The organism is Pantoea sp. Ft-CA_14 (genome assembly GCF_024520875.1).
Lineage (GTDB): Bacteria > Pseudomonadota > Gammaproteobacteria > Enterobacterales > Enterobacteriaceae > Pantoea > Pantoea agglomerans.
Genome location: NZ_JALNPM010000004.1, coordinates 185,298 through 207,090, shown reverse-complemented (window position 1 = coordinate 207,090; position 21,793 = coordinate 185,298). Strand labels below are relative to the sequence as shown.

Here is a 21,793-nt window from a genome sequence, read left to right as displayed (position 1 = left end):
CTGAACGAAACGAATTTAAGGGATATTTAAAGATGGCAGCTAAAGACGTAAAATTCGGTAATGACGCACGCGTAAAAATGCTGCGTGGCGTGAACGTACTGGCAGATGCAGTAAAAGTTACCCTGGGTCCTAAAGGCCGTAACGTAGTCCTGGATAAATCTTTTGGTGCACCGACCATCACTAAAGATGGTGTTTCTGTTGCACGTGAAATCGAGCTGGAAGACAAGTTCGAGAACATGGGCGCGCAGATGGTGAAAGAAGTTGCCTCTAAAGCGAACGACGCTGCGGGCGACGGTACCACCACTGCAACCGTACTGGCACAGTCTATCATCACCGAAGGCCTGAAAGCGGTCGCAGCGGGTATGAACCCGATGGACCTGAAGCGCGGTATTGACCAGGCTGTTATCGCTGCGGTTGAGAAACTGAAAGCGCTGTCTGTTCCTTGCTCTGACTCTAAAGCGATTGCGCAGGTAGGTACTATCTCTGCTAACTCCGATGAAACCGTGGGCCAGTTGATTGCTCAGGCGATGGAGAAAGTGGGTAAAGAAGGCGTGATCACCGTTGAAGAAGGCACCGGCCTGCAGGATGAGCTGGATGTGGTTGAAGGTATGCAGTTTGATCGCGGCTACCTGTCACCTTACTTCATCAACAAGCCAGAAACCGGTGCGATTGAACTGGAATCTCCGTTCATCCTGCTGGCTGACAAGAAAATCTCTAACATCCGTGAAATGCTGCCAGTGCTGGAAGCCGTTGCGAAAGCCGGCAAACCACTGCTGATCATCGCGGAAGATGTTGAAGGCGAAGCGCTGGCAACACTGGTGGTTAACACCATGCGCGGCATCGTGAAAGTGGCTGCGGTTAAAGCACCAGGCTTCGGCGACCGTCGTAAAGCTATGCTGCAGGATATCGCTATCCTGACCGGTGGTACCGTAATCTCTGAAGAGATCGGTATGGAACTGGAGAAAGCGGCTCTGGAAGATCTGGGCCAGGCAAAACGCGTTGTGATCAACAAAGACACCACCACCATCATCGACGGTGTGGGTGAAGAAGCGACAATTCAGGGCCGTGTAACCCAGATTCGTCAGCAGATCGAAGAAGCAACGTCTGACTACGACAAAGAAAAACTGCAGGAGCGCGTAGCGAAACTGGCAGGCGGCGTAGCCGTTCTGAAAGTAGGCGCAGCAACTGAAGTTGAAATGAAAGAGAAGAAAGCCCGCGTTGAAGATGCGCTGCACGCAACCCGTGCTGCCGTTGAAGAAGGTGTGGTTGCTGGTGGTGGTGTGGCGCTGGTTCGCGTGGCAGCACAGCTGGTTGATCTGCGCGGTCAGAACGAAGATCAGAACGTCGGTATCAAAGTTGCGCTGCGCGCGATGGAATCTCCACTGCGTCAGATCGTTTCTAACGCCGGTGAAGAGCCATCTGTTGTCGCTAACAACGTGAAAGCGGGCGACGGTAACTACGGTTACAACGCGCAGACTGAAGAGTACGGCAACATGATCGACTTCGGTATCCTGGATCCAACCAAAGTGACCCGTTCTGCTCTGCAGTACGCGGCCTCTGTTGCGGGTCTGATGATCACAACCGAATGTATGGTCACTGACCTGCCAAAAGGTGACGCACCTGATTTAGGCGGCGGCGCTGGCGGTATGGGTGGCATGGGCGGTATGGGCGGCATGATGTAATTGCCGTTGACTGCTTAAGTCATCAAAGAACCCCCGATCGGAAACGGTCGGGGGTTTTTCTTTTTCAGCGTCTGAATGCTGGCAGCAGCAGGAAAAACCCATTAACTTTTTTTATGTTCTGCATCATGGTTTAGTCAGGGCGGGATGCTCTAACGTGGATCCCGGCGCAAAATAGCGCGCTCTGAAAGGGATAAACAACAGATTAAGGAAAATTAAAATGCACGATAAATGGGATTTTTATAAGGACGAAGCACACAAGTGGCGCTGGAGAAGAACGGCGCCCAACGGCAATATTACCGGCGCCGCCAGTCAGGGCTACGTTAACAAAGCCGATTGCATCGAAAATGCACGACGTAATGGCTACACCGGTTAAGGGCATCACGCTCTGACATCACCCCCGATCGGAAACGGTCGGGGGTTTTTCTTTTGGGTGGGAAAATAGTATAAGTAAGGCGCAATCGTTCGTCTTTCCTCTTGATATGTCACGCTGTCTGCGGCTGCGCCGACTGATCGACTGGCTTCATTTTATTCACCAGCATCGGCACGCTTGCCAGCCTGCAAGCGGCGTGAAATATTGAGACGATATAACGGGATAAGGGCAATGAATGTGCAGAAAGAAAAATCCTTTTTCTGCTACGCTGCCACCCGACTCTGATGATAATAAATGGGGATTACAATGCGGATTAACCTCTTGCTCGGACTGACGGCTGGCGCGTTATTGCTGGCGGGCTGCAGCAGCTCTACGCAACTCTCTTCAGCAGGACAGCGCGTGACGTTCACCGATCAGCAGCCTGGCAATACCTGTCAGCTTCTGGGCAATATTACCGGCTCTCAGAGCAACTGGCTGAGCGGTGCAGGCGGGGAAACCAGCGCACTGCGTGGCGCAGCAAACGACCTGCGCAATCGCGCAGCGGAGATGGGCGGTAACGTGATTTATGGAGCAACCAGTCCGACGCAGAACCTGTTGTCCGCGTTCGCGCCACTCGACAGCAAAATGACCGGCCAGGTCTACAAGTGCCCATAATGTGAATCAGGCAGTCTGCCAAATTGAACCGGCCAGCCTTTTACTGGCCGTTTTTATTCCTGACGTAACTGTAAATCTAACGGTGTTTTACTTGGCTCTCCGCCAATTTCACGCGCCAGCTTTGGCACCAGATAGCCGGAGACCTGTGACAGTAATGCACGCACCAGCTGGCGGGCCTCGTCATCTGACACAAAGAAATGCGCCGCACCCTGTACCTTATCCAGCACGTGCAGATAGTAGGGCAGAATGCCGGCATCAAATAGCGCATTGCTCAGGGTGGCCAGCGTCTGCGCATTATCGTTGATGCCACGCAACAGCACGCTCTGATTCAGCAGGGTGACACCGGCACGCTTCAGGCTGCTCATCGCCTCACGCAGCTCATCATCAATCTCCTGCGCATGGTTGATGTGCGTCACCATCACCACCTGCAGATGCGTCTCGCTGAGCATCTGACAGAGCTGATCGGTAATGCGCGCCGGTATCACCACCGGTAAACGGCTGTGGATGCGCAGACGTTTCAGATGCGGGATCTGTTCCAGCGCGGCGATAAGCCAGGCGAGCTCATGATCTTTCGCCATCAGCGGATCGCCGCCGGAGAAAATGATCTCATCCAGCTCGGGATGATTGGCGATATAGTCCAGTGCAGCCTGCCAGCTACGCTTGTTGCCGGGATTATCCTGATAGGGGAAATGACGGCGGAAGCAGTAGCGACAGTTGACGGCGCAGCCGCCTTTTACCAACAATAAAGCCCGGTTTCGGTATTTATGCAGCAATCCAGGTACAACGTTGCTTTGTTCATCGAGCGGATCGGTGCTATAACCTGGCGCATCAGTGAATTCCTGGCGGCGGGTCAGTACCTGAAGCAGCAGCGGGTCGTGCGCATCGCCTTTTTTCATCCGGCGGATGAACGCATGCGGTACACGTAAGGCGAAAAGACGCCGCGCATCCGCACCTTCAGCCAGCTCAGTGTGCTGATCAAGGGCTAAAATCCGCAGTAATTCATCAGGTTCGGTGACAACATCCGCAAGTTGCTGCAACCAATCTTCTCTGGAAGGTGTTTTTAGGGTTACAATGTGTGCCATTTTTTTGGCTTAGTACCAGTGTCAATTTTCGTAGAGGGCCTTCATGGCGACTTATTCTAGCAACGATTTCCGTCCCGGTCTTAAAATCATGTTCGAAGGCGAGCCGTATGCCATCGAATCCAGTGAGTTCGTTAAACCGGGTAAAGGTCAGGCATTCGCGCGCGTTAAAATGCGTCGCCTGCTGACGGGTTCTCGCGTTGAGAAAACTTTTAAATCTACCGACTCCGCCGAAGGCGCTGACGTAGTAGATACCAACCTGAACTACCTGTACAACGACGGTGAGTTCTACCACTTCATGCATCCGGAAAGCTTTGAGCAGTTCCAGGTTGAAGAGAAGACGGTAAGCGATGCAGCGAAATGGCTGCAGGATAACGCTGAATGTATCGTTACGCTGTGGAACGGTCGTCCGATCGCCGTTCAGCCGCCGAACTTTATCGAAGCTGAAGTTATCGAAACCGATCCAGGCCTGAAAGGTGATACCGCAGGGACTGGCGGCAAGCCAGCTAAACTCTCTACCGGTGCCGTGGTGAAAGTGCCACTGTTCGTGCAAGAGGGCGAAGTGGTGAAAGTTGACACCCGCTCTGGCGAATACGTGTCACGCGTGAAATAAGATTCGCAGGCGCATCTTCTGGTGCGCCTTTTTCTTGTCTGAGAGAAAAAAATGATCAAGCTGGCAAAATTAATCGCGTTCGCGTTGCTGGTCTCCTCTGCGCTAAGCGCCTGCAACACATTCCACGGTTTTGGCGAAGATGTCTCTCACTTAGGTGGTGCCATTTCGCGAGCAGCAAAATGACCTTAACTGATTGTCCTTTTTAAAGTCTCACCAGCAGCAACTGCCGGAAATCCGGCTATGCTTAAAGCGCTGTACTTTACATCCATCAAAAAGGACATTGTTATGTTAAAGAAAAGTATTGCTGCAATCTTCTCTGTACTGGTGCTCTCTTCCCTGCTCACAGCTTGTAATACAACGCGTGGCGTAGGTGAAGATGTCGAAGCGGGCGGCCAGGCGATTCAGAACAGCACGAAATAACCTGTTATTCCAACCGGTACGAAATGCTTTTCGTACCGGCTTGTCAGATTCTGCACTATTTCTGTTTTACCCAGATTAACTCTTCAACCGGGAAACCATCCCGACGCGCCTGATCAACCAGTTTCTCTTTTACGCCCGGTTCCAGTTGTGGTGTGCGTGACAGTATCCAGAGATAGTGGCGATTCGGTCCACATACCAGCGCATAGCGGTAGTCAGGATCGAGAGCAATCACGTTATAGCCGCCATAGAAGGGGCCGAAGAAAGAGACTTTCAGAGAAGCCCGCGTGGGTTCACCGGTGAAGTAGGCTTTGCCGACGCTCTCCTGCCAGCGCTGCTTTTTGACGTTATAGCCACGGTTGATTACCTTCAGGCCGCCATCTTCACGCGGGCTGTAGTTTGCCGTTACCTGTTCAAGTCCGCGCTCAAAAGGGTGGTTAAGGCGGGCAATCTCATACCACTGACCGAGATAGCGCTGGCTGTCAAAGTTATCTACGACCGTGACGTTCTTTGGCGGCGTAGTGCTGCAGGCGACAGAGAGAAAAGCACTCAGGCTGGCAACAACTGTTTTCCATGGAGACATAGTGGGATTCCTTTGTGATTTAACCGCTTAAGTATAGAAGCCGAAACGCTGTTTTTGGCAGTACGGGCACGAGATTGTTTGCCGCAGGCATTGCAGGTAGACTTCCCCCCCTAATTTGCATCAGGAGTCATCACCATGAGCGAAACGGCAAGCTGGCAACCAAGCGCATCCATCGCCAATTTGTTAAAACGCGCCGCTATTTTAGCAGAAGTGCGTCGTTTCTTTGCCGATCGCGGCGTGCTGGAAGTGGATACGCCGGCGATGAGCCAGGCCACCATTACCGATATCCATCTGGTGCCATTCCAGACGCGTTTTGTCGGGCCTGGCGCGGCACAGGGGCGCGATCTCTGGCTGATGACCAGCCCGGAATATCATATGAAACGCCTGCTGGCGGCGGGCAGTGGCCCGATCTACCAGATGGCGCGCAGCTTCCGCAATGAAGAGGCGGGACGTCACCACAACCCGGAATTCACCATGCTGGAGTGGTACCGGCCGCATTACGACATGTACCGTCTGATGAACGAAGTCGATGATCTGATGCAGCAGGTGCTGGAGTGTGACAGCGCTGAGTCGCTCTCCTATCAGCAGGCGTTTATCCGTCATCTTGAGCTGGATCCGCTGTCAGCGGATAAAGCGCAGTTGCGTGAAGCGGCAGAGAAGCTGGGTGAAGGTGAGCTGGCGCGTGCAGAAGAAGATCGCGATACCTTACTGATGCTGCTGTTTATGCTGGGTGTGGAACCGAAGATTGGTCAGGATAAACCCTGCTTCGTTTATCATTTCCCGGCCAGCCAGGCAGCCCTGGCGGAGATCAGCACCGAAGATCACCGTGTGGCCGAACGCTTTGAGGTCTATTACAAAGGCATTGAGCTGGCGAACGGTTTCCGTGAACTGACCGACAGCCGTGAGCAGCGTCAGCGTTTTGAGCAGGATAACCGTCGCCGTGCGGCGCGCGGCCTGCCTGTGCATCCTATTGATACGTATCTGCTGGATGCGCTGGCGCATGGCATGCCAGCCTGTTCCGGGGTCGCACTGGGTATTGATCGCCTGATCATGCTGGCGTTGAAAGCGGAGTCATTGAGTGATGTGATCGCGTTCCCGGTGGATCGCTGCTAATCGGTTAATCACAAACGATGGCGGATTAGAGGGGAAGGGTTGGCCCGGATGAAGAGCAAAGCGTCCGAGCCAGGATGGCGAGGCCGACCGCCATGGATGGCGGCCTTCTTTGCGATCAGCCGGGCCATCCCTGACCTGGCACAGGTTTCAGCTAGCTGCTGCTGTCAGGAAACTCCTGAATAGTGACCGGCAGCGTCAGTTTCTGATCGTTTCGCAGTACCTGCACATCAATCACTGAACCCGGGCGAATTTCTGCCACTTGATCCATGGTCTCCTGCGCGGAGATGGCCGGCTTGCCATTAACGCTGAGCAGCACATCGTTGGCCTGAATCCCGGCTTTATCCGCTGGCCCATCTGGCGTGACCACGCTGACAATAATGCCCTGAACCCGATCCAGATTGCTGCCCTGTCCATGCAGCGGCGGCAGCTCACGCCCGGTAATGCCGATATAGCCGCGGATCACCCGACCATCACGAATCAGCTTATCCATGATCTTCGAGGCTAAAACGGTTGGAATGGCGAAACCAATCCCTTCCGGGGTTTCACCATCACTACTTTTATCAAAGGTCAGGGTGTTAATGCCCATCAGCTCGCCTAGCGAGTTAATCAGCGCGCCGCCGGAGTTACCCTGATTGATTGACGCATCGGTCTGCAGGAAGTTCTGTCGGCCTGATGAACTTAAGCCAACCCGGCCCGTGGCGCTGATAATGCCCTGCGTGACCGTCTGACCGAGGTTATAGGGGTTGCCGATCGCCATCACCACATCCCCGATATGCGCCTGGCGATTTGGATTGATGGGGATAACGGGCAGGCCGGAAGCCGTGATCTTCAGTACCGCCAGATCGGTCATGCCATCGGAACCCACCAGCGTCGCTTCAAAGAAGCGGCCATCCTGCAGCGCCACGATAATTTGATCGGCATTATTGATCACATGCTTATTGGTAAGGATGTAGCCTTTTGCATTCATGATCACCCCTGAACCCAGGGTCGTGATGCCACGATTGTTGTTGCCGTGGGCGCTACGATTGTAAACGTTCACAACGGCAGGCACGGCGCGGCGCACCCCTTGATTGAAGCTAAAGGGCGTTTCGTCTGTAATATTTTCGTGGTTATAGAGGGCGTCGCTGCCCATACGCAGTGCAGGCAGTGCTGCGAGCAAAATACCCGCCACAATCAGGCCCAGCACCACGGCACGCAAAAGTTTAAGAAACATGGTGTTAAATTACGCCAGGGGAGATCGCAGGGGAGAATAGCATGAGAGCGGCGGACACACACGTGCTTGTGTCCGCCGTAATGCGAGGTTTATCTCAACAACAGATAGATACTTTCATCGCCGCGCACCACATTCAGTGCCAGTACCGGCGGTTTCCCTTCCAGTATTTTACGCATTTCAGCAATGGTCTGAACCCGGTTGCGGTTAACGCCGATAATCACATCATCTTTCTGCAGACCAACCTGTTCAGCCGGTGTGCCTTTTTCGATGGTATCGACCTTCACGCCTTTATCACCGGTTTTAGTCTGTCCATCACTCAGGGTTGCGCCCTGAAGCGCGGGTGACATCAGCTGTGCGCTGGCGGTGCTCTGTGCGCTCTGCTCCAGCGTAACGGTAACCGTTAATGGCTTACCTTCACGCAGCAGGCCAAGCTTAACCTGTTCACCTGGCGGCGTGGTTCCCACTTTGACGCGCAACTCAGCGAAGCTGGTAATCGGCTTGTCGTTGATCGACGTAATGATATCGCCTGACTTCACGCCCGCTTTCTGCGCGGCAGATTGCGGTAAGACTTCAGAGACAAAGGCGCCGCGCTGTGCATCGACATTGAATGCTTTAGCCATATCGGCTGTCATTTCAGTGCCTTTGATGCCGAGCTGACCGCGCTTCACTTCACCAAATTTAATCAGCTGCTGCGCGAGGTTCATCGCCATATCACTCGGGATAGCAAAGCCGATACCGATGTTACCGCCGCTGGAGGCGAGAATCGCAGTGTTGATACCGATCAGTTCGCCGTTAAGGTTGACCAGCGCACCGCCTGAGTTGCCACGGTTGATCGCGGCATCGGTCTGAATAAAGTTTTCCAGCCCTTCCAGGTTCAGGCCGCTGCGCCCCAGTGCGGAGATAATACCGGAGGTGGCCGTCTGTCCCAGACCGAACGGGTTACCGATCGCTACCGCGAAATCACCCACTTTCAGCTGGTCAGAGTCCGCGACTTTTACCTGCGTGAGGTTTTTTGCGCCCTGAATCTGAATCAGCGCGATATCGGTCTGCTCATCATGGCCAATCAGTTTGGCTTCATATTCACTGCCGTCACCAAGCTGTACGTTGATTTTATCCGCACCGTTGACCACGTGATTGTTGGTGAGCACGTAGCCTTTCGCGGCATCGATGATCACGCCAGAACCTAAACCTTCAAACGGCTGTGGCTGACTATTTCCGCCAGGCATCTGACCAAAAAAACGCTTCAGCGGTTCAGGAATATCCTGAGCCTGTGCACCCGAATCAGTGCCTTCCACGTGCACACTGACCACGGCAGGTAACACTTTCTCCAGCATCGGCGCCAGACTCGGCAGCGGCTGGCCCGCAATTTGTGCTGGCAGCGTTGCCATCGCGTCTGGCGCGGCGGCAAGGCTCATCCCAATACTCAGGGCTAATGCGCTAAACAGGCGTGCTTGTTTTTTCATTGCTACAACGCTCTCGCTGCAAAAGGTGGGAGGAATTAATAAGTGTGACAGTCGTTTGCGGTCAGGGTTCGCAAAAACAGCGGGCGCAGACAGGCTGCGCCCCAAAAAGATTAGTCGCGGGCAGGGCGCTCGCCACGCAGTAAACCGGATGCGCCTTCAGAATAGTCGCGCGGCATCTGCACCGGCACCTGATCGTTGTCCGCTTCGGCTTCAGTCAGCTGATAGGCAAACGGATTTTTCTGGCCAGGCAGATTCGGCAGCAGGTCATTTGAGCCTTTTGCCATGTGCTGATAGAGCTGACGATAATCACGCGCCATGTTGTCCAGCAGCTCCGCGCTCTGCGCGAAGTGGTTGGTCAGCTCTTCGCGATAATCCGCCAGCTCCGCTTTCGATTTTTCCAGCTCGTACTGCATGCTGCGCTGCTCACGCAGCTTTTTGTTGCCAAAACGCATGGCGACTGCGCCGACAATAATACCAACCACTAAACCAATTAGCCCGTATTCCCAGGTCATAATGACTCCCGTGTTATTTCCATTGTTCCGTAGGGCATTGCACCATTTCAATAATAGTCACTATACCCGTTAATCTTATGGATGTGGAACTCTGGAGCAGCATGGCTTAGTGTAGAACGGCCTTTTTTTCAGCAACCGTGGTATGAATCAGACACCATTCAGGGACTTTGAAACAACAATGCAAACCTCAACTCCGCTTTCACGCTATGAACAGGCGCTGTCGCAGGGCGAATTCAGGCCCGATGACGTACAACGTGAAGCGATTACCCGTTTAGACGCGCTGCAGCAGGCGCTGGTTGCCCGGCAACAATCCGCCGCGCCTGCCACATCCGGCCTGCTGGGTCGCCTGTCAAAATTGATCGGTAAAGAGAAAAACGAGACGCCACAACCGGTACGTGGACTCTATATGTGGGGCGGTGTCGGTCGCGGTAAGACCTGGGTCATGGATCTCTTTTTTCAGTCTATTCCTGGCGATCGCAAACTGCGTCTGCACTTCCACCGCTTTATGCTGCGGGTGCATGAAGAGCTGACGCAGCTTCAGGGGCAGAGCGATCCGTTAATGATTATTGCGGACAGATTCAAAGCAGAAACGGACATCCTCTGTTTTGATGAATTTTTTGTCTCCGATATCACCGATGCGATGCTGCTGGGCACGCTGATGGAAGCGCTGTTTGAACGCGGCATTGCGCTGGTGGCCACCTCGAACATTCCGCCTGATGATCTCTATCGTAATGGTCTGCAGCGCGCGCGCTTCCTGCCTGCCATCGAGCAGATCAAACGTCATTGTGATGTGATGAATGTGGATGCCGGTATCGACTACCGGTTACGCACGCTGACCTCCGCGCACCTGTGGAACTCTCCGCTGAACAAAGAGACGCACGCTGAAATGGCGCGGATGTTTAAAGCGCTGTCGGGCAGCCAGCCTGAAGATGCGCCGGTTCTGGAAATTAATCACCGCCAGATGCCGACGCTGGGCGTCAGCGAGGGCGTACTGGCGATTAATTTCACCACCCTGTGTGGCGAAGGGCGCAGCCAGCATGACTATATTGCGCTGTCGCGCCGTTTTCACAGCGTGCTGCTGTATGACGTGCCGGTGATGATCTACAAAACCGAAGATCAGGCACGGCGTTTCCTGGCACTGGTCGATGAGTTCTATGAACGGCATGTGAAGCTGGTGGTCGCGGCAGAAACGTCACTGACCGAGATTTATCAGGGCACGCGGCTGAAGTTTGAATACCAGCGCTGTTTATCGCGACTTCAGGAGATGCAGAGCGAAGAGTATCTGCGTTTACCGCACCTGCCGTGAGAATAATCGGGATAAATACCGAAATAGGGTTCGATTTTTGTAACCGACTTCTCTATAATCTTGCGACCCCACGTTACAGCAAAGGATTTTTTTCCCAAATCCTCTGTGTTCCAGTAACTCTATCCGAAGGGGTGGCTTGCTGGTCAAAATGGTCGTGTGAGCCTCATTCGTTTACTTAAGCGTTTGGGATTTCACCAACGTGTAACTTAATTTGGGTAAGCTTTTCGATGAAAACTTTTACAGCTAAACCAGAAACCGTCCAACGTGACTGGTTTGTAGTTGACGCAACGGGCAAAACTTTGGGTCGCCTGGCGACTGAACTGGCGCGCCGTCTGCGTGGTAAGCATAAAGCGGAATACACTCCGCACGTTGATACGGGTGATTACATCATCGTTCTGAACGCAGAAAAAGTTGCTGTAACCGGCAACAAGCGTACTGACAAGATCTACTATCACCACACTGGCCACATCGGTGGTATCAAACAGGCGACCTTTGAAGAGATGATTGCTCGCCGTCCTGAGCGTGTGATTGAGATCGCGGTTAAAGGCATGCTGCCGAAGGGCCCGCTGGGTCGTGCTATGTACCGTAAACTGAAAGTTTACGCAGGCAACGAGCACACCCATGCGGCACAGCAACCGCAAGTTCTTGACATTTAATCGGGATTAAAGGCAATGGCTGAAACTCAAAACTACGGCACTGGTCGCCGCAAAAGCTCTACCGCTCGCGTATTCATTAAGCCGGGTAGCGGTAACATCGTAATTAACCAACGTTCTCTGGAACAGTACTTCGGTCGCGAAACTGCCCGCATGGTAGTTCGTCAGCCGCTTGAGCTGCTGGACCTGGTTGGTAAATTCGATCTCTATGTCACTGTTAAAGGTGGCGGTATTTCTGGTCAGGCTGGTGCGATCCGTCACGGTATCACCCGCGCTCTGATGGAATACGACGAATCACTGCGTGGCGAGCTGCGTAAAGCTGGCTTCGTAACGCGTGATGCGCGTCAGGTTGAACGTAAGAAAGTCGGCCTGCGTAAAGCACGTCGTCGTCCTCAGTTCTCCAAGCGTTAATTGTTTGCAGCTCCGGCTGCGGCAATTGGCTCAAAAAACCCGCTTCGGCGGGTTTTTTATTTTCTGCCTTCCCATAAACTGTCCGCGAAAACCGTAACGCCGCGCTCAATTTACCTGCAAAGATTCATTCCACGCCCACAAACAGCCTAAAATCTGGTAAACTCTGTGTCACTTTGCGCCCGCAGGCCGGTGCGTTATGCGCCTCCCCACTGTCGGGGCGTCAGTATCTGTGACGCAGCTAACCAGGTTGCGTGCGAGTTCGATAAGCAAGTGAGTCGCCGTGTGGTTGGCTATTCGCAGTATCTTTTTGTGAACAAACTTGGAGGTTTTCATGGCTGTCGCTGCCAACAAACGTTCGGTAATGACGCTGTTTTCTGGTCCTACTGACATTTTCAGCCATCAGGTACGTATCGTCCTGGCGGAGAAGGGTGTCAGCGTAGAGATCGAGCAGGTCGAAATGGATAACCTGCCGCAGGATCTGATTGACCTCAATCCGTATCGCACGGTACCGACGCTGGTAGATCGTGAGCTGACGCTGTATGAATCACGCATCATCATGGAATATTTAGATGAGCGCTTCCCGCATCCGCCACTGATGCCGGTTTATCCGGTTGCCCGTGGTGATAGCCGCCTGATGATGCACCGCATCGAGCAGGACTGGTATAGCCTGATGAGGAAAGTAGAGAACAGCAGCGGTCAGGAAGCGGAAGCGGCACGCAAGCAACTGCGTGAAGAGCTGCTGGCTATCGCGCCACTGTTTGGCCGTACGCCTTATTTCATGAGCGAAGAGTTCAGCCTGGTTGATTGCTATCTGGCTCCACTGTTATGGCGTCTGCCGTCAATGGGTATCGATTTGATCGGCTCAGGTTCAAAAGAGCTGAAAGGTTACATGAATCGCGTATTTGAGCGTGACTCTTTCCTCGCTTCATTAACTGAAGCTGAACGTGAAATGCGGCTGCAAGCCCGGGCTTAACGTATGGAAATGTCGCAACTTACTGCACGTCGTCCCTATCTGCTGCGCGCCTTTTATGACTGGTTGCTCGACAACCAGCTGACGCCGCATCTGGTGGTCGACATAAATCTGCCGGGTGTGCAGGTGCCGCTGGAGTATGCGCGCGATGGTCAGATAGTCCTGAACATTGCGCCACGTGCTGTCGGTAACCTCGATCTGGCAAACGATCAGGTGTCGTTCAACGCCCGCTTTGGTGGCGTTCCTCGCCAGGTTAACGTGCCGATGGCGGCGATTCTGGCAATCTATGCGCGTGAAAATGGCGCCGGGACGATGTTTGAACCGGAACCGGCTTACGAGCTGGGCACGCAAGAGGCGTCAGAGGGTCAGGAAGAGACTATGATGTCGGTGATTGATGGTGATCGTCCTGACGATGCCAGCGATGACGAGACACCGCCTGATGACGATCCACCGCCACGTGGTGGACGACCTTCACTGCGCGTAGTGAAATAGCAGTGACATAACAGCGAATACCCGTCCATCCGACGGGTATTTTTTTGCCTGTCAGCCATAAAAAAATCCGGCTGCCTGCGCAAGCCGGATTTTTTCAGCAGACCATCGCGATCAATAGACGTCGCGCAGGTAGCGCTTCTCTTTCTTCAGCTGATCGACATAGTCAGCAGCGCGCTCGGTGGAGAGACCACCAAACTGGCGAACCACTTCATAAAGCGCATTATCCACGTCCTTCGCCATACGCGATGCATCGCCACAGACATAGAAGTAAGCCCCTTCCTGCAGCCAGGCATACAACTCAGCGCCCTGTTCAAGCATCCGGCTCTGCACGTAGATCTTCTTCTCCTGATCGCGTGAGAACGCCAGATCCAGGCGCGTTAGTAAGCCATTATCGCGCCAGGCAAGTAATTCATCCTGATAGATAAAGTCATGTTCCTGATGCTGATCGCCGAAGAACAGCCAGTTTTTCCCCTGCGCGCCGGTTGCCTGGCGCTCCTGCAGGAAGGCACGGAATGGCGCGATACCGGTACCTGGTCCCACCATGATCAGCGGTGCGCTGTTGTTGGCAGGCACGCGGAACGATTTATTGGGTGAGATAAAGATGGCAGGCTTTTCACCGCGACGCACACGCTCGGCCAGGTAGGTTGAGCAGACGCCACCGCGATTACGGCCGCCACTGTGATAACGCACCGAGGCAACGGTCAGATGTACCTGGTCTGGATGGGCTTTAGAGCTGGATGAAATAGAGTAAGCGCGATGCTGCAGCGGACGCAGCAGCGCGACAAACTCGGGTACCGCCAGCGTGCGCGTCAGTTCAAGCTGTAGCAGGTCAAGGGTATCTTTGCCCCACAGCCACACGCCCAGCGCATCTTTATCATCATGCTGTAACACATGACGCAGCTCCTGGTTGGTGGTGTTCTGTCCGACCCACTCGATTAACTTGCGTGACGGCTCTGAGATCTCAAACTGATAGGTCAGCAGGTCGCCAAGGCTGCGATCAAAGCCGGGCACCGGCGTCTCGTAGTCCGCGTTAAGCTGGGTCAGCAGCAGGCTGACCAGCGACGGCTCGTTGACCGGAATTACGCCCAGCGCATCGCCCGCTTCATACTTCAGGCCGCTGTCAGACAGGTCGAACTCGAAATGACGAATATCTTTGGCTGACTGCTCGCCTGACAAACGCTTGTTAGTGATCAGCGCGGCGGCGTAAGGATTGGATTTGTTGCTGCCTGGAATGACTGGCGCTTCAGGCGCGCTTTCCAGCACGGTGCCGCTGCTGCCCGCGCTGGCGGCAAACTGTGGCATTGAGCTGTTCAGCCACTCGCTGGAAGGCTCCTCAAAATCGATATCACAATCGATACGATCAACCACGCGTTTCGCGCCCAACTGCTCAAGGCGCATATCAATAAACTTGCCCGCCTGACAGAAGCCATCGTAGCCGGTATCGCCAATCGCCAGCACGGCGAAATGCATCTGCTCCAGACGCGGTGCGGTACTGGCAGAGATCGCATCCCAGAACAGCTGCGCGTTGTCCGGCATTTCACCTTCGCCATAGGTCGAGGTGACGATCAGTACATGGCGCATGGTGGCAAATACGTCGAGATCGACATCGCCCAGCGCCTGAACCACCGGCACCAGACCTTTAGCGCGCGCAGACTTCGCTGCGGTCTGCGCCAGTGCTTCAGCATTGCCGGTCTGTGAGCCATAAAGAATGTGCAGTTGCGTCGTCGCGGCTGCGCCTGTGCCCGCGGCGGGTTGCTGCTTGTCTTCTAATACCAGCAAACGGGAGTGCAGACCCGCAAGAAAGCCAGCCAGCCAGTACTTCTGATCGCCATTAAAAGGTGCATCTTCTGGAATATAAGGAATTTTCATGGGTACTTTTACTCAATCCCGTTCTCGCCCGTCATCAGTGGCATTGTCCGGTGTGAAAGCGGTTCCGCTTTCCCGCGCCGCAGTGTGTGCGACAGGGGAGAGCGGTGCTGCATCTGTCCGGTACAACGATTAATCCGGGCAATGATCAATTAATAATATTCAGTTCAGCCTGATCAGTATCACTGTCAGGAGAGTTTACCCACCGCAGCGGCGATTTCCGGCAATGCCGCACGTGCAAACAGCTCTTCAAAGTCAGGCAGGTGGCCCAGCACTTCCCGGTTACAGGCATCCTGATACATGATCCAGCCATAGGTTGCCAGACTGTCCATGGAGCGGATGTTACGTTGCGTTAGCGCCGCTTTGTAATCTGACATGCGTTTGGTACCAATCAGACTCGCCAGTTCATCATCGCTGTAGCTCTCGATAGCGGAACGGGCATGACGCTGCAGCTTGCTTATCAGCGAAAAGTCTTCCGTCATCAACAGATTACGGACTGCTTTTTCAACTGCCGCATCTTCAACCGGGGTGCCTTTCGGTAATTTGCCCAGCGCCAGCTGCTGGGCAAAACTCAGCACGGTGTAGTTGTTCAGCAGGACAAACATCTCCAGCGTATCGGTCGCGCCATAAGCCGGTACGGCACCGTTGGCGATGGTTTTACCCTGACGCCATGCGGCTTTAAACTTCGCCACCTGATGGCCTGCCAGCGCCGTCGACAGCTCTTCGAGCAGATCTTTGCGGCTCTTGGCTTTCAGAATCTCGCCGCCATCCTGATAGAGCAGCAGCGAGCGCGGCATCACGTAAACAAAGTGGTGACACTCCGTTTCCCAGTTCTCCAGCAGCCAGGCGGCACGCGGTGATTTGGTCGCCTCCAGATGCCAGTTCAGCATGGTCAGCACCGCCTGCTTGTGAACCTGGGCCATCTCATCCTGATCGGCAATCGAGCCGAACTGCACCGAATCACCGGCAGCATGGCTGGCCAGCGATCCATAGGGGTCGTACTGGTAGGCGAAGCCGCCGCTCATGCCGTTGCCAAATCCTTTACCGAAGGTGCCCAGGTTGAGGATGGCACCGTTGGTCATATATTCGCAGCAGAAGTCACCGACGCCTTCAACCACGGCGGTGGCACCGGAGTTACGCACCGCGAAACGGTCACCGGCCTGGCCCTGCACGAACAGACGTCCGCCTGTCGCGCCAAACAGCGCAAAGTTACCAATCAGCACGTTGCCATCGGCATCCTGCGCGCCGCCACCAGGCGACATCACGATCAGTTCGCCGCCACACTGTCCTTTGCCGACACCGTCGTTACAGGTGCCGTAATGGGTCAGCTGCATGCCATCGTTGCAGAAGGCACCAAACGACTGACCGGCAGAACCGGTGGTGGAAATTTTTACGCTCTCAGGGGCCAGATAACGACGACCGCGGTCGTCAGTCAATACGGCAGGCATCGCCTGCAGCTGCTCAGAACTCAGCTGATGGTTCAGCATCCGCTCAATATCGATGGCCAGCTGGCCGCCGACACTTTTGTTTCGGTTATTCAGCACGATGTTGTTGCCCAGAGTGACGTCAGGATTTCCCTTATTCACCAGCGACAGCATCAGTTGCTCAATCCAGACATCATCCAGCTCAAAATCTTTTTCCAGATAAACTGGCTTGTCGATTTTCAGCTCAGGCACCACGGTAAGCATGGCGCGTAAGTCGAGCTTGCCCACTTCCAGCGGGTGATCCATCAGGTGCAACAGGTCAGAGCGACCGCGTGCCTCACGCAGGGAACGCAGGCCCATACGCGCAAGGATTTCACGCACTTCATGCGCCACGTTGAGGAAATACTGCGCCAGCTGACGCGGATCGCCATCAAACGCTTCGGCATTCGTGGTTAAGCCAGCCGGGCACTTAACGTTACAGTTCTTCGCCATCACGCATTTCAGCATCATCAGCGCCGTCGTACCGAACTCAAAGCTGTCGCCGCCAAGCAGCGCAGATTTCACCACGTCGCTGCCGGTCTGCTGTGCGCCAGAGCAGCGCAGCAGCACTTTCTCACGCAGGCCGTTGGCGCACAGCGCCTGGTGGACTTCAGCGATGCCGATTTCAGCCACGCGTCCGGTATATTTCAGGCTGGTCACCGACGCAGCGCCGGTACCGCCGGTGTTACCCGCAACGTTAATCACGTCTGCACCGGCTTTGGCCACGCCGACCGCGATGGTGCCGATCCCTTCAGACGAGACCAGCTTGACGATAACGCGCACCCGCGCGGCTTTGCAGTCGTGGATCAACTGCGCCAGATCTTCGATGGAATAGGTGTCGTGATGCGGCGGCGGTGAGACCAGCTCGACGCCAGGCGTACCGCCACGCGCGGCAGCAATCTCGACGGTAACTTTGGCCGCCGGTAGCTGGCCGCCTTCGCCAGGTTTCGCACCCTGACCAATTTTGATCTCCAGCTCTTCCAGCATCGGATCCGCCAGATAGGCAGCCCAGACGCCGAAACGGCCCGAAGCCAGCTGTTTGATGCGTGAGGCACGAATGGTGCCGTGACGGGAATAATGCTCGCCGCCTTCACCGCAGTTACTCATGCCGCCGACCATATTGGTACCGTGCGCGACCGCTTCATGAGCGGGAGCCACCAGCGCACCGTGGCTCATCGCCCCGGAGGCAAAGGTACGGGTAATTTCACAGGCTGGCTGCACTTCGCTCAGCGGCAGTGAGGGCAGGGTGGTGAAGATACGTGACAGATAATCGGCCGCTTTACCGTAAGCGGTCACTTTCAGACCGCCAGTCACCACTTCGCTGCTTTCGATATCGTCACCGAAGCGGGATTTCAGGGCGCGAGACAGGTTCTGCAGGCGTTCGCTCTCAGGCTTCAGTCCTTCAATCGCATCGGTCAGACGCAGCATAAAGTGATTCAGGCTGCCATCTACCGCTTCACACTCCATGCCACGAATGGCAAAGCCATTGTTGGTCAGCGAGTAGCGTCCCAGCTTGCGGCGGAACTCCGCTTCGCTGTCGATGTGGGTCAGGTCAGCCGGGAATGTCAGGATGTCGCGCAGGGCCGCCGGGCGACGTTTACGCTCTTCATACATCAGGCTTGAGAACTGACGGTAATCAGCAGTAATCGCGAAATTATTAATCACCTCATCCGGGATGCGTTCAAAGCTGCTGTCTTTAAAGGTCTCTGGCTTGATGCCAAACGCATTATCCAGTTTAGCCAGCGTCATCAGGCGGATGAAGTTGTCCTCTTCGCGCGCTTTATCGGCAAAGCGAATCGGCTCTTCGGTCATATCGATAAAGGTCCGCACGGCGATGGTGCCGTAGGAGTGACCTGCGCCTTCTGCACGCTCTTTAAACAGGCCCAGCAACGGAACTTCAGATTCGCCCTGAATCTTCAGTGCACTCTGGTGCCAGTCAACGGCCATCTGCGCGATCGTCGCGAAGCCTGCACCGCCCACCGGCGTTTTGATATTCGGGAAATACTTTTTCAGCACCGGGTCATCGGTGTTAAGGAAGTTAGGCTCAAAGAACTCGCCGCTGCTGTAGCTCTCAACGGTACAGAGGCCCACTTTGCCCATGGTTTTCATCAGTGCTTTTTCAGCCGCTTTGGCATAGCGCTTAAAGGCTTTGTTACCTTCTTCACCTTCACCAAATTTCTCCTCTGCGCGCATCTGTACGCCCAGCGGATAGATAGCTGACGCCCCAAAGCCAAGTGTGGCGGCAATGTGGTGCGAGGAGATGCTCTGGCCGCTTTCAACCACCAGAGAAACATCCAGACGCAACCCTTCCTTTATCAGGCGCTGGTTGATGGCGGAAACCACCAGCAGCATCGGGATCGCGGCGTGCTTTGAAGAGATATGGCGATCGGTAAGTACGGCGATGCCACCCTGGGTACGGGCAAAATCAACCACCTGTTGCGCCAGGTCATCAATCGCTTTTTCCAGGGCATTCGCGTTCGCGGTGGTGCTCAGCAGATCTTTGCCGATCACCGGCTCATAGAGCATCTCAAAGCGGGCATAAGGTGCGATGGTCTGCTCGCGTAAACGCAGCATATCGAGGTGGCTGAGAATCGGGGTCGGCACCACAATCTGACGGCCTTTGCTGCGGCCCAGATGGGGTTTTGCCCCCAGCGCGACACGCAACGTCATGCCATCCACTTCGCGGATAGAGTCCAGCGGCGGGTTGGTAACCTGCGCAAAGCGCTGAGAGAAGTAGTGCGCCATGCCGCCTTCATGATCGGATAAGCCGTTGATGGCGTTGCCGTAACCCATCGCAGAGATCTTCTCTGCGCCGGTATTCAGCATCGGGTCCATCATGAACTTGAAGCTTTCCTGATTGTAGTAGTAGGCAACAAAGCGCTGATACGTTTTCAGATCGCCACGATAACGCAGCGGTGAACCCTGCTGTTCTGCCGGGATCTCGGGCAGATCGTCAAGACCGACGCGCGCTTCACGCAGCAACGCCGAATAATCTTTCTCTGCGGCCAGTTTTTCCAGCGCCTGCAGCGTGGTATAGCTGCGTTTTTCACGGTGATCGAAATAGAGCATACCGCCCGCTTCGATACGCCCACGACGCAACACGCTTTCAGGTGGGAAGGCGATCTGGCCGGCTTCCGACATCGCACCGATATAGTCAGCGGTTTCTACTGAACGCAGGGGACGCAGACCCAGACGATCAAGACGGGCGCCAATCACTTCGCCATTACCAAAGATTAAGGCAGCAGGGCCGTCGTTCTTCTCTTCATACAGCGAGAAGTACTCCAGCATGTCACGCACTTCTGGCGACAGCGCGCTGTCGTTTTCCCAGGCGGGCGGCATCATCGACACCACGGCGGTGATCAGATCGAGGTCATCTTCCATCAGACGGCTGTGGATGCTCTGATCCAGGCGCGAACTGTCGGACTGGCCTTTAGGCCGCACGATTGTCTTGCCACGGGCCAGTGCCAGCGCGGACTCAGCGATGCGGTTTTTACGGTCAGTGTTCAGCTCGCCGTTGTGCGCCATCAGGCGGAACGGCTGCGCCATCGTGGTATGGGGATCGGTGTTAGTGGAGAAGCGGGTATGGAAAAACAGCCCGCGCACCTGATGATCGGGATCGGTCAGATCTTTGAAGTAAGGGATCACTTCATTGGAATTCAGGCGGGCTTTGAACACCTGCGTGCGTGACGACAGCGACAGCGGATAGAGACCGCCAAATTCACTTTCGGTAAAGGCACGGGCTTCAATGGTTAACAGGGCACGGTAGATGCGTTTTTCGAAGTCGTTCTGATCAACCACATCCTGTGGCGCAGTGAAAATCCACTGCAGAATCGGTAACTGGAACTGCGCGGCTGCCGGGCGCGTTACGCTGCTGTCGAGCGGCATGTCACGCTTCATGAGTACCGGCAGACCAAAGCTGCTGAGGGTTTCATCCACCAGACGTTCGGCATTCGCGCGCAGCTCAGCATCTTTCGGCACAAAGAAGTTACCGATACCAAAGCGTCCCGCTTCCAGCGGCTGGCCGGTAATTTTGCGGAAGAATTGCAGCGAAAGATCAACGTTGACCCCCGCGCCGTCGCCAACGCCTTCCGCTGACATGCCGCCGCGGTGAGGCACCGTACACAGGGCGCTGTGCGCCATCTGCAGAATCTCGTGGGTCTGCTCGCCGTCCTTACGCGTAATGAAACCTACACCACAGCTGTCACTGCCTGCTGTCGGATCATACAAGCCATAGGATTGAGGTTTTTTAGTGGACATTGAGGGTCTCCTTAAACTGCTTTGACATTACCTGCACTGTTTCAGGGTCTGAGCGCAACGGGGGCGCTATCATTTTCATCGCCATGCTCTGTCGAGCGCGCGTCATAGCCCTGAGCATTTCTCTCCAGACATCGGTAAAACGTCCTTAATTGAGCTGCTCTCTGATTTCCGGTCTCTTAAAGGAGATGACTTAAACCACGCGGGAGTCTTCTTGTTGCATAGATATGCCGAGACAATGGCCCGTCTGGAAAGCTTTCAGCGGATTTCCAACTTATCGGGAAAGCGTAATCAGGTCAAATAGGGCGGTCAGACGGGATTATCATGCGTTTTATCTGCTTAAGTCTATGAATTAAATGCTTTTTAAGGTTTAAAATGTATCACTCTGGTGCCTGGCGACAGGCCGATAAATGTGAACTGACTCACTGTAGTGCAGGCGTCAGATCTCTGCACCATGCTGGTGACAGGGTGTTAAGCAGCATTAAATGCTGTTCAGCACCCATGATGCATAGCATGTATCTGTTTTTCTTATGTCCGGTTATTTGAATGAAACCGCGGTTGGTTATAAGAAAAATTAATCAGCATGGGCATGCTTAAAACAGCATTAAAGATGAATGGCTATGCATATAAAAGGGTGTGCCTGTGCAACAGGACGCTGCCAGGATATTGAAAAAAGGCC

The 21,793-nt window shown here is 54.6% G+C and carries 19 protein-coding genes; 12 read left to right on the top strand and 7 right to left on the bottom strand.

Annotated features, from left to right (window positions below; all coding sequences use genetic code 11):
• The first annotated feature begins 32 nt into the window (after positions 1–32).
• The 3 genes from groL (at position 33) to NR195_RS08805 (ending at position 2,706) form a co-directional block, all read left to right on the top strand.
• Positions 33–1,682 carry a chaperonin GroEL gene (groL, locus tag NR195_RS08815; protein ID WP_010251987.1) on the top strand — a complete coding sequence of 550 codons (1,650 nt, stop codon included), beginning with the start codon at positions 33–35 and terminating at the stop codon, positions 1,680–1,682.
• A gap of 217 nt (positions 1,683–1,899) precedes the next feature.
• Positions 1,900–2,055: a DUF1508 domain-containing protein gene (locus tag NR195_RS08810; RefSeq protein WP_073999522.1), complete on the top strand. Its 156-nt coding sequence runs from the start codon at positions 1,900–1,902 to the stop codon at positions 2,053–2,055.
• A gap of 303 nt (positions 2,056–2,358) precedes the next feature.
• The gene (locus tag NR195_RS08805; protein WP_010251983.1) at positions 2,359–2,706 is read left to right on the top strand and encodes a DUF4156 domain-containing protein; all 348 of its coding nucleotides are present in this window, start codon (positions 2,359–2,361) and stop codon (positions 2,704–2,706) included.
• 53 nt (positions 2,707–2,759) lie between these two features.
• On the opposite strand, the gene epmB is transcribed toward NR195_RS08805, so the two are convergent.
• Complete coding sequence (gene epmB, locus NR195_RS08800; protein ID WP_033770862.1) at positions 2,760–3,788, bottom strand: EF-P beta-lysylation protein EpmB; 1,029 nt, start codon at positions 3,786–3,788, stop codon at positions 2,760–2,762.
• A gap of 43 nt (positions 3,789–3,831) precedes the next feature.
• On the opposite strand from epmB, the gene efp reads away from it, so the two are divergent.
• The 3 genes from efp (at position 3,832) to NR195_RS08785 (ending at position 4,818) form a co-directional block, all read left to right on the top strand.
• Complete coding sequence (gene efp / locus NR195_RS08795) at positions 3,832–4,398, top strand: elongation factor P (protein WP_010251979.1); 567 nt, start codon at positions 3,832–3,834, stop codon at positions 4,396–4,398.
• A 51-nt stretch (positions 4,399–4,449) separates the two neighbouring features.
• Positions 4,450–4,581, top strand: coding sequence for an entericidin A/B family lipoprotein (locus tag NR195_RS08790; RefSeq protein WP_003848306.1), 132 nt, complete (start codon positions 4,450–4,452; stop codon positions 4,579–4,581).
• A gap of 102 nt (positions 4,582–4,683) precedes the next feature.
• Positions 4,684–4,818: an entericidin A/B family lipoprotein gene (locus tag NR195_RS08785; RefSeq protein WP_003848302.1), complete on the top strand. Its 135-nt coding sequence runs from the start codon at positions 4,684–4,686 to the stop codon at positions 4,816–4,818.
• 55 nt (positions 4,819–4,873) lie between these two features.
• Here the strand turns inward: NR195_RS08785 and NR195_RS08780 are convergent, their stop codons facing one another.
• Complete coding sequence (locus tag NR195_RS08780; protein ID WP_010672015.1) at positions 4,874–5,398, bottom strand: lipocalin family protein; 525 nt, start codon at positions 5,396–5,398, stop codon at positions 4,874–4,876.
• Positions 5,399–5,533: 135 nt separating this feature from the next.
• On the opposite strand from NR195_RS08780, the gene epmA reads away from it, so the two are divergent.
• The gene (epmA, locus tag NR195_RS08775; protein WP_003848297.1) at positions 5,534–6,511 is read left to right on the top strand and encodes an elongation factor P--(R)-beta-lysine ligase; all 978 of its coding nucleotides are present in this window, start codon (positions 5,534–5,536) and stop codon (positions 6,509–6,511) included.
• Positions 6,512–6,662: 151 nt separating this feature from the next.
• Here epmA and degS read toward each other — a convergent pair whose 3' ends face one another.
• The 3 genes from degS to zapG form a co-directional block, all read right to left on the bottom strand.
• Positions 6,663–7,724: an outer membrane-stress sensor serine endopeptidase DegS gene (degS, locus tag NR195_RS08770; protein ID WP_010251964.1), complete on the bottom strand. Its 1,062-nt coding sequence runs from the start codon at positions 7,722–7,724 to the stop codon at positions 6,663–6,665.
• Positions 7,725–7,813: 89 nt separating this feature from the next.
• Entirely contained in the window at positions 7,814–9,187 is a 1,374-nt protein-coding gene (gene degQ, locus NR195_RS08765) for a serine endoprotease DegQ (protein ID WP_010251960.1), read from the bottom strand.
• Between the two features lie 110 nt (positions 9,188–9,297).
• On the bottom strand, positions 9,298–9,699 hold the full coding sequence (gene zapG / locus NR195_RS08760) for a Z-ring associated protein ZapG (RefSeq protein ID WP_003848291.1): 402 nt from the start codon (positions 9,697–9,699) through the stop codon (positions 9,298–9,300).
• Positions 9,700–9,877: 178 nt separating this feature from the next.
• Between zapG and zapE the strand changes: the two genes are divergently transcribed.
• The 5 genes from zapE to sspB all read left to right on the top strand — a co-directional run bounded on the left by zapE (position 9,878) and on the right by sspB (position 13,531).
• A complete protein-coding gene (gene zapE / locus NR195_RS08755; protein ID WP_191914273.1) occupies positions 9,878–11,005 on the top strand; it encodes a cell division protein ZapE in 1,128 nt (375 codons plus the stop codon).
• Positions 11,006–11,232: 227 nt separating this feature from the next.
• Positions 11,233–11,661: a 50S ribosomal protein L13 gene (gene rplM / locus NR195_RS08750; protein ID WP_008925400.1), complete on the top strand. Its 429-nt coding sequence runs from the start codon at positions 11,233–11,235 to the stop codon at positions 11,659–11,661.
• A 15-nt stretch (positions 11,662–11,676) separates the two neighbouring features.
• Positions 11,677–12,069, top strand: coding sequence for a 30S ribosomal protein S9 (rpsI, locus tag NR195_RS08745; protein ID WP_008925401.1), 393 nt, complete (start codon positions 11,677–11,679; stop codon positions 12,067–12,069).
• Positions 12,070–12,400: 331 nt separating this feature from the next.
• Positions 12,401–13,042 carry a stringent starvation protein SspA gene (gene sspA, locus NR195_RS08740; RefSeq protein WP_009092481.1) on the top strand — a complete coding sequence of 214 codons (642 nt, stop codon included), beginning with the start codon at positions 12,401–12,403 and terminating at the stop codon, positions 13,040–13,042.
• 3 nt (positions 13,043–13,045) lie between these two features.
• Positions 13,046–13,531, top strand: coding sequence for a ClpXP protease specificity-enhancing factor (sspB, locus tag NR195_RS08735; RefSeq protein ID WP_256844422.1), 486 nt, complete (start codon positions 13,046–13,048; stop codon positions 13,529–13,531).
• A gap of 111 nt (positions 13,532–13,642) precedes the next feature.
• Here sspB and NR195_RS08730 read toward each other — a convergent pair whose 3' ends face one another.
• Both NR195_RS08730 and NR195_RS08725 read right to left on the bottom strand, forming a co-directional pair.
• Positions 13,643–15,400 carry a sulfite reductase subunit alpha gene (locus tag NR195_RS08730; RefSeq protein WP_031592002.1) on the bottom strand — a complete coding sequence of 586 codons (1,758 nt, stop codon included), beginning with the start codon at positions 15,398–15,400 and terminating at the stop codon, positions 13,643–13,645.
• A gap of 185 nt (positions 15,401–15,585) precedes the next feature.
• Positions 15,586–21,117 (bottom strand): glutamate synthase-related protein, encoded by a 5,532-nt coding sequence (locus NR195_RS08725; protein WP_256844421.1) that lies wholly within the window; start codon positions 21,115–21,117, stop codon positions 15,586–15,588.
• Positions 21,118–21,793 lie beyond the last annotated feature (676 nt).

Coding starts and splice junctions, on each gene's coding strand:
- rpsI (WP_008925401.1), top strand. CDS start 11,677: ATGGCTGAAACTCAAAACTACGGCACTGGTCGCCGCAAAAGCTCTACC.
- NR195_RS08790 (WP_003848306.1), top strand. CDS start 4,450: ATGATCAAGCTGGCAAAATTAATCGCGTTCGCGTTGCTGGTCTCCTCT.
- NR195_RS08810 (WP_073999522.1), top strand. CDS start 1,900: ATGCACGATAAATGGGATTTTTATAAGGACGAAGCACACAAGTGGCGC.
- groL (WP_010251987.1), top strand. CDS start 33: ATGGCAGCTAAAGACGTAAAATTCGGTAATGACGCACGCGTAAAAATG.
- epmB (WP_033770862.1), bottom strand. CDS start 3,788: ATGGCACACATTGTAACCCTAAAAACACCTTCCAGAGAAGATTGGTTG.
- degS (WP_010251964.1), bottom strand. CDS start 7,724: ATGTTTCTTAAACTTTTGCGTGCCGTGGTGCTGGGCCTGATTGTGGCG.
- epmA (WP_003848297.1), top strand. CDS start 5,534: ATGAGCGAAACGGCAAGCTGGCAACCAAGCGCATCCATCGCCAATTTG.
- zapE (WP_191914273.1), top strand. CDS start 9,878: ATGCAAACCTCAACTCCGCTTTCACGCTATGAACAGGCGCTGTCGCAG.
- degQ (WP_010251960.1), bottom strand. CDS start 9,187: ATGAAAAAACAAGCACGCCTGTTTAGCGCATTAGCCCTGAGTATTGGG.
- NR195_RS08730 (WP_031592002.1), bottom strand. CDS start 15,400: ATGAAAATTCCTTATATTCCAGAAGATGCACCTTTTAATGGCGATCAG.
- NR195_RS08780 (WP_010672015.1), bottom strand. CDS start 5,398: ATGTCTCCATGGAAAACAGTTGTTGCCAGCCTGAGTGCTTTTCTCTCT.
- sspA (WP_009092481.1), top strand. CDS start 12,401: ATGGCTGTCGCTGCCAACAAACGTTCGGTAATGACGCTGTTTTCTGGT.
- efp (WP_010251979.1), top strand. CDS start 3,832: ATGGCGACTTATTCTAGCAACGATTTCCGTCCCGGTCTTAAAATCATG.
- NR195_RS08805 (WP_010251983.1), top strand. CDS start 2,359: ATGCGGATTAACCTCTTGCTCGGACTGACGGCTGGCGCGTTATTGCTG.
- NR195_RS08725 (WP_256844421.1), bottom strand. CDS start 21,117: ATGTCCACTAAAAAACCTCAATCCTATGGCTTGTATGATCCGACAGCA.
- rplM (WP_008925400.1), top strand. CDS start 11,233: ATGAAAACTTTTACAGCTAAACCAGAAACCGTCCAACGTGACTGGTTT.
- sspB (WP_256844422.1), top strand. CDS start 13,046: ATGGAAATGTCGCAACTTACTGCACGTCGTCCCTATCTGCTGCGCGCC.
- NR195_RS08785 (WP_003848302.1), top strand. CDS start 4,684: ATGTTAAAGAAAAGTATTGCTGCAATCTTCTCTGTACTGGTGCTCTCT.
- zapG (WP_003848291.1), bottom strand. CDS start 9,699: ATGACCTGGGAATACGGGCTAATTGGTTTAGTGGTTGGTATTATTGTC.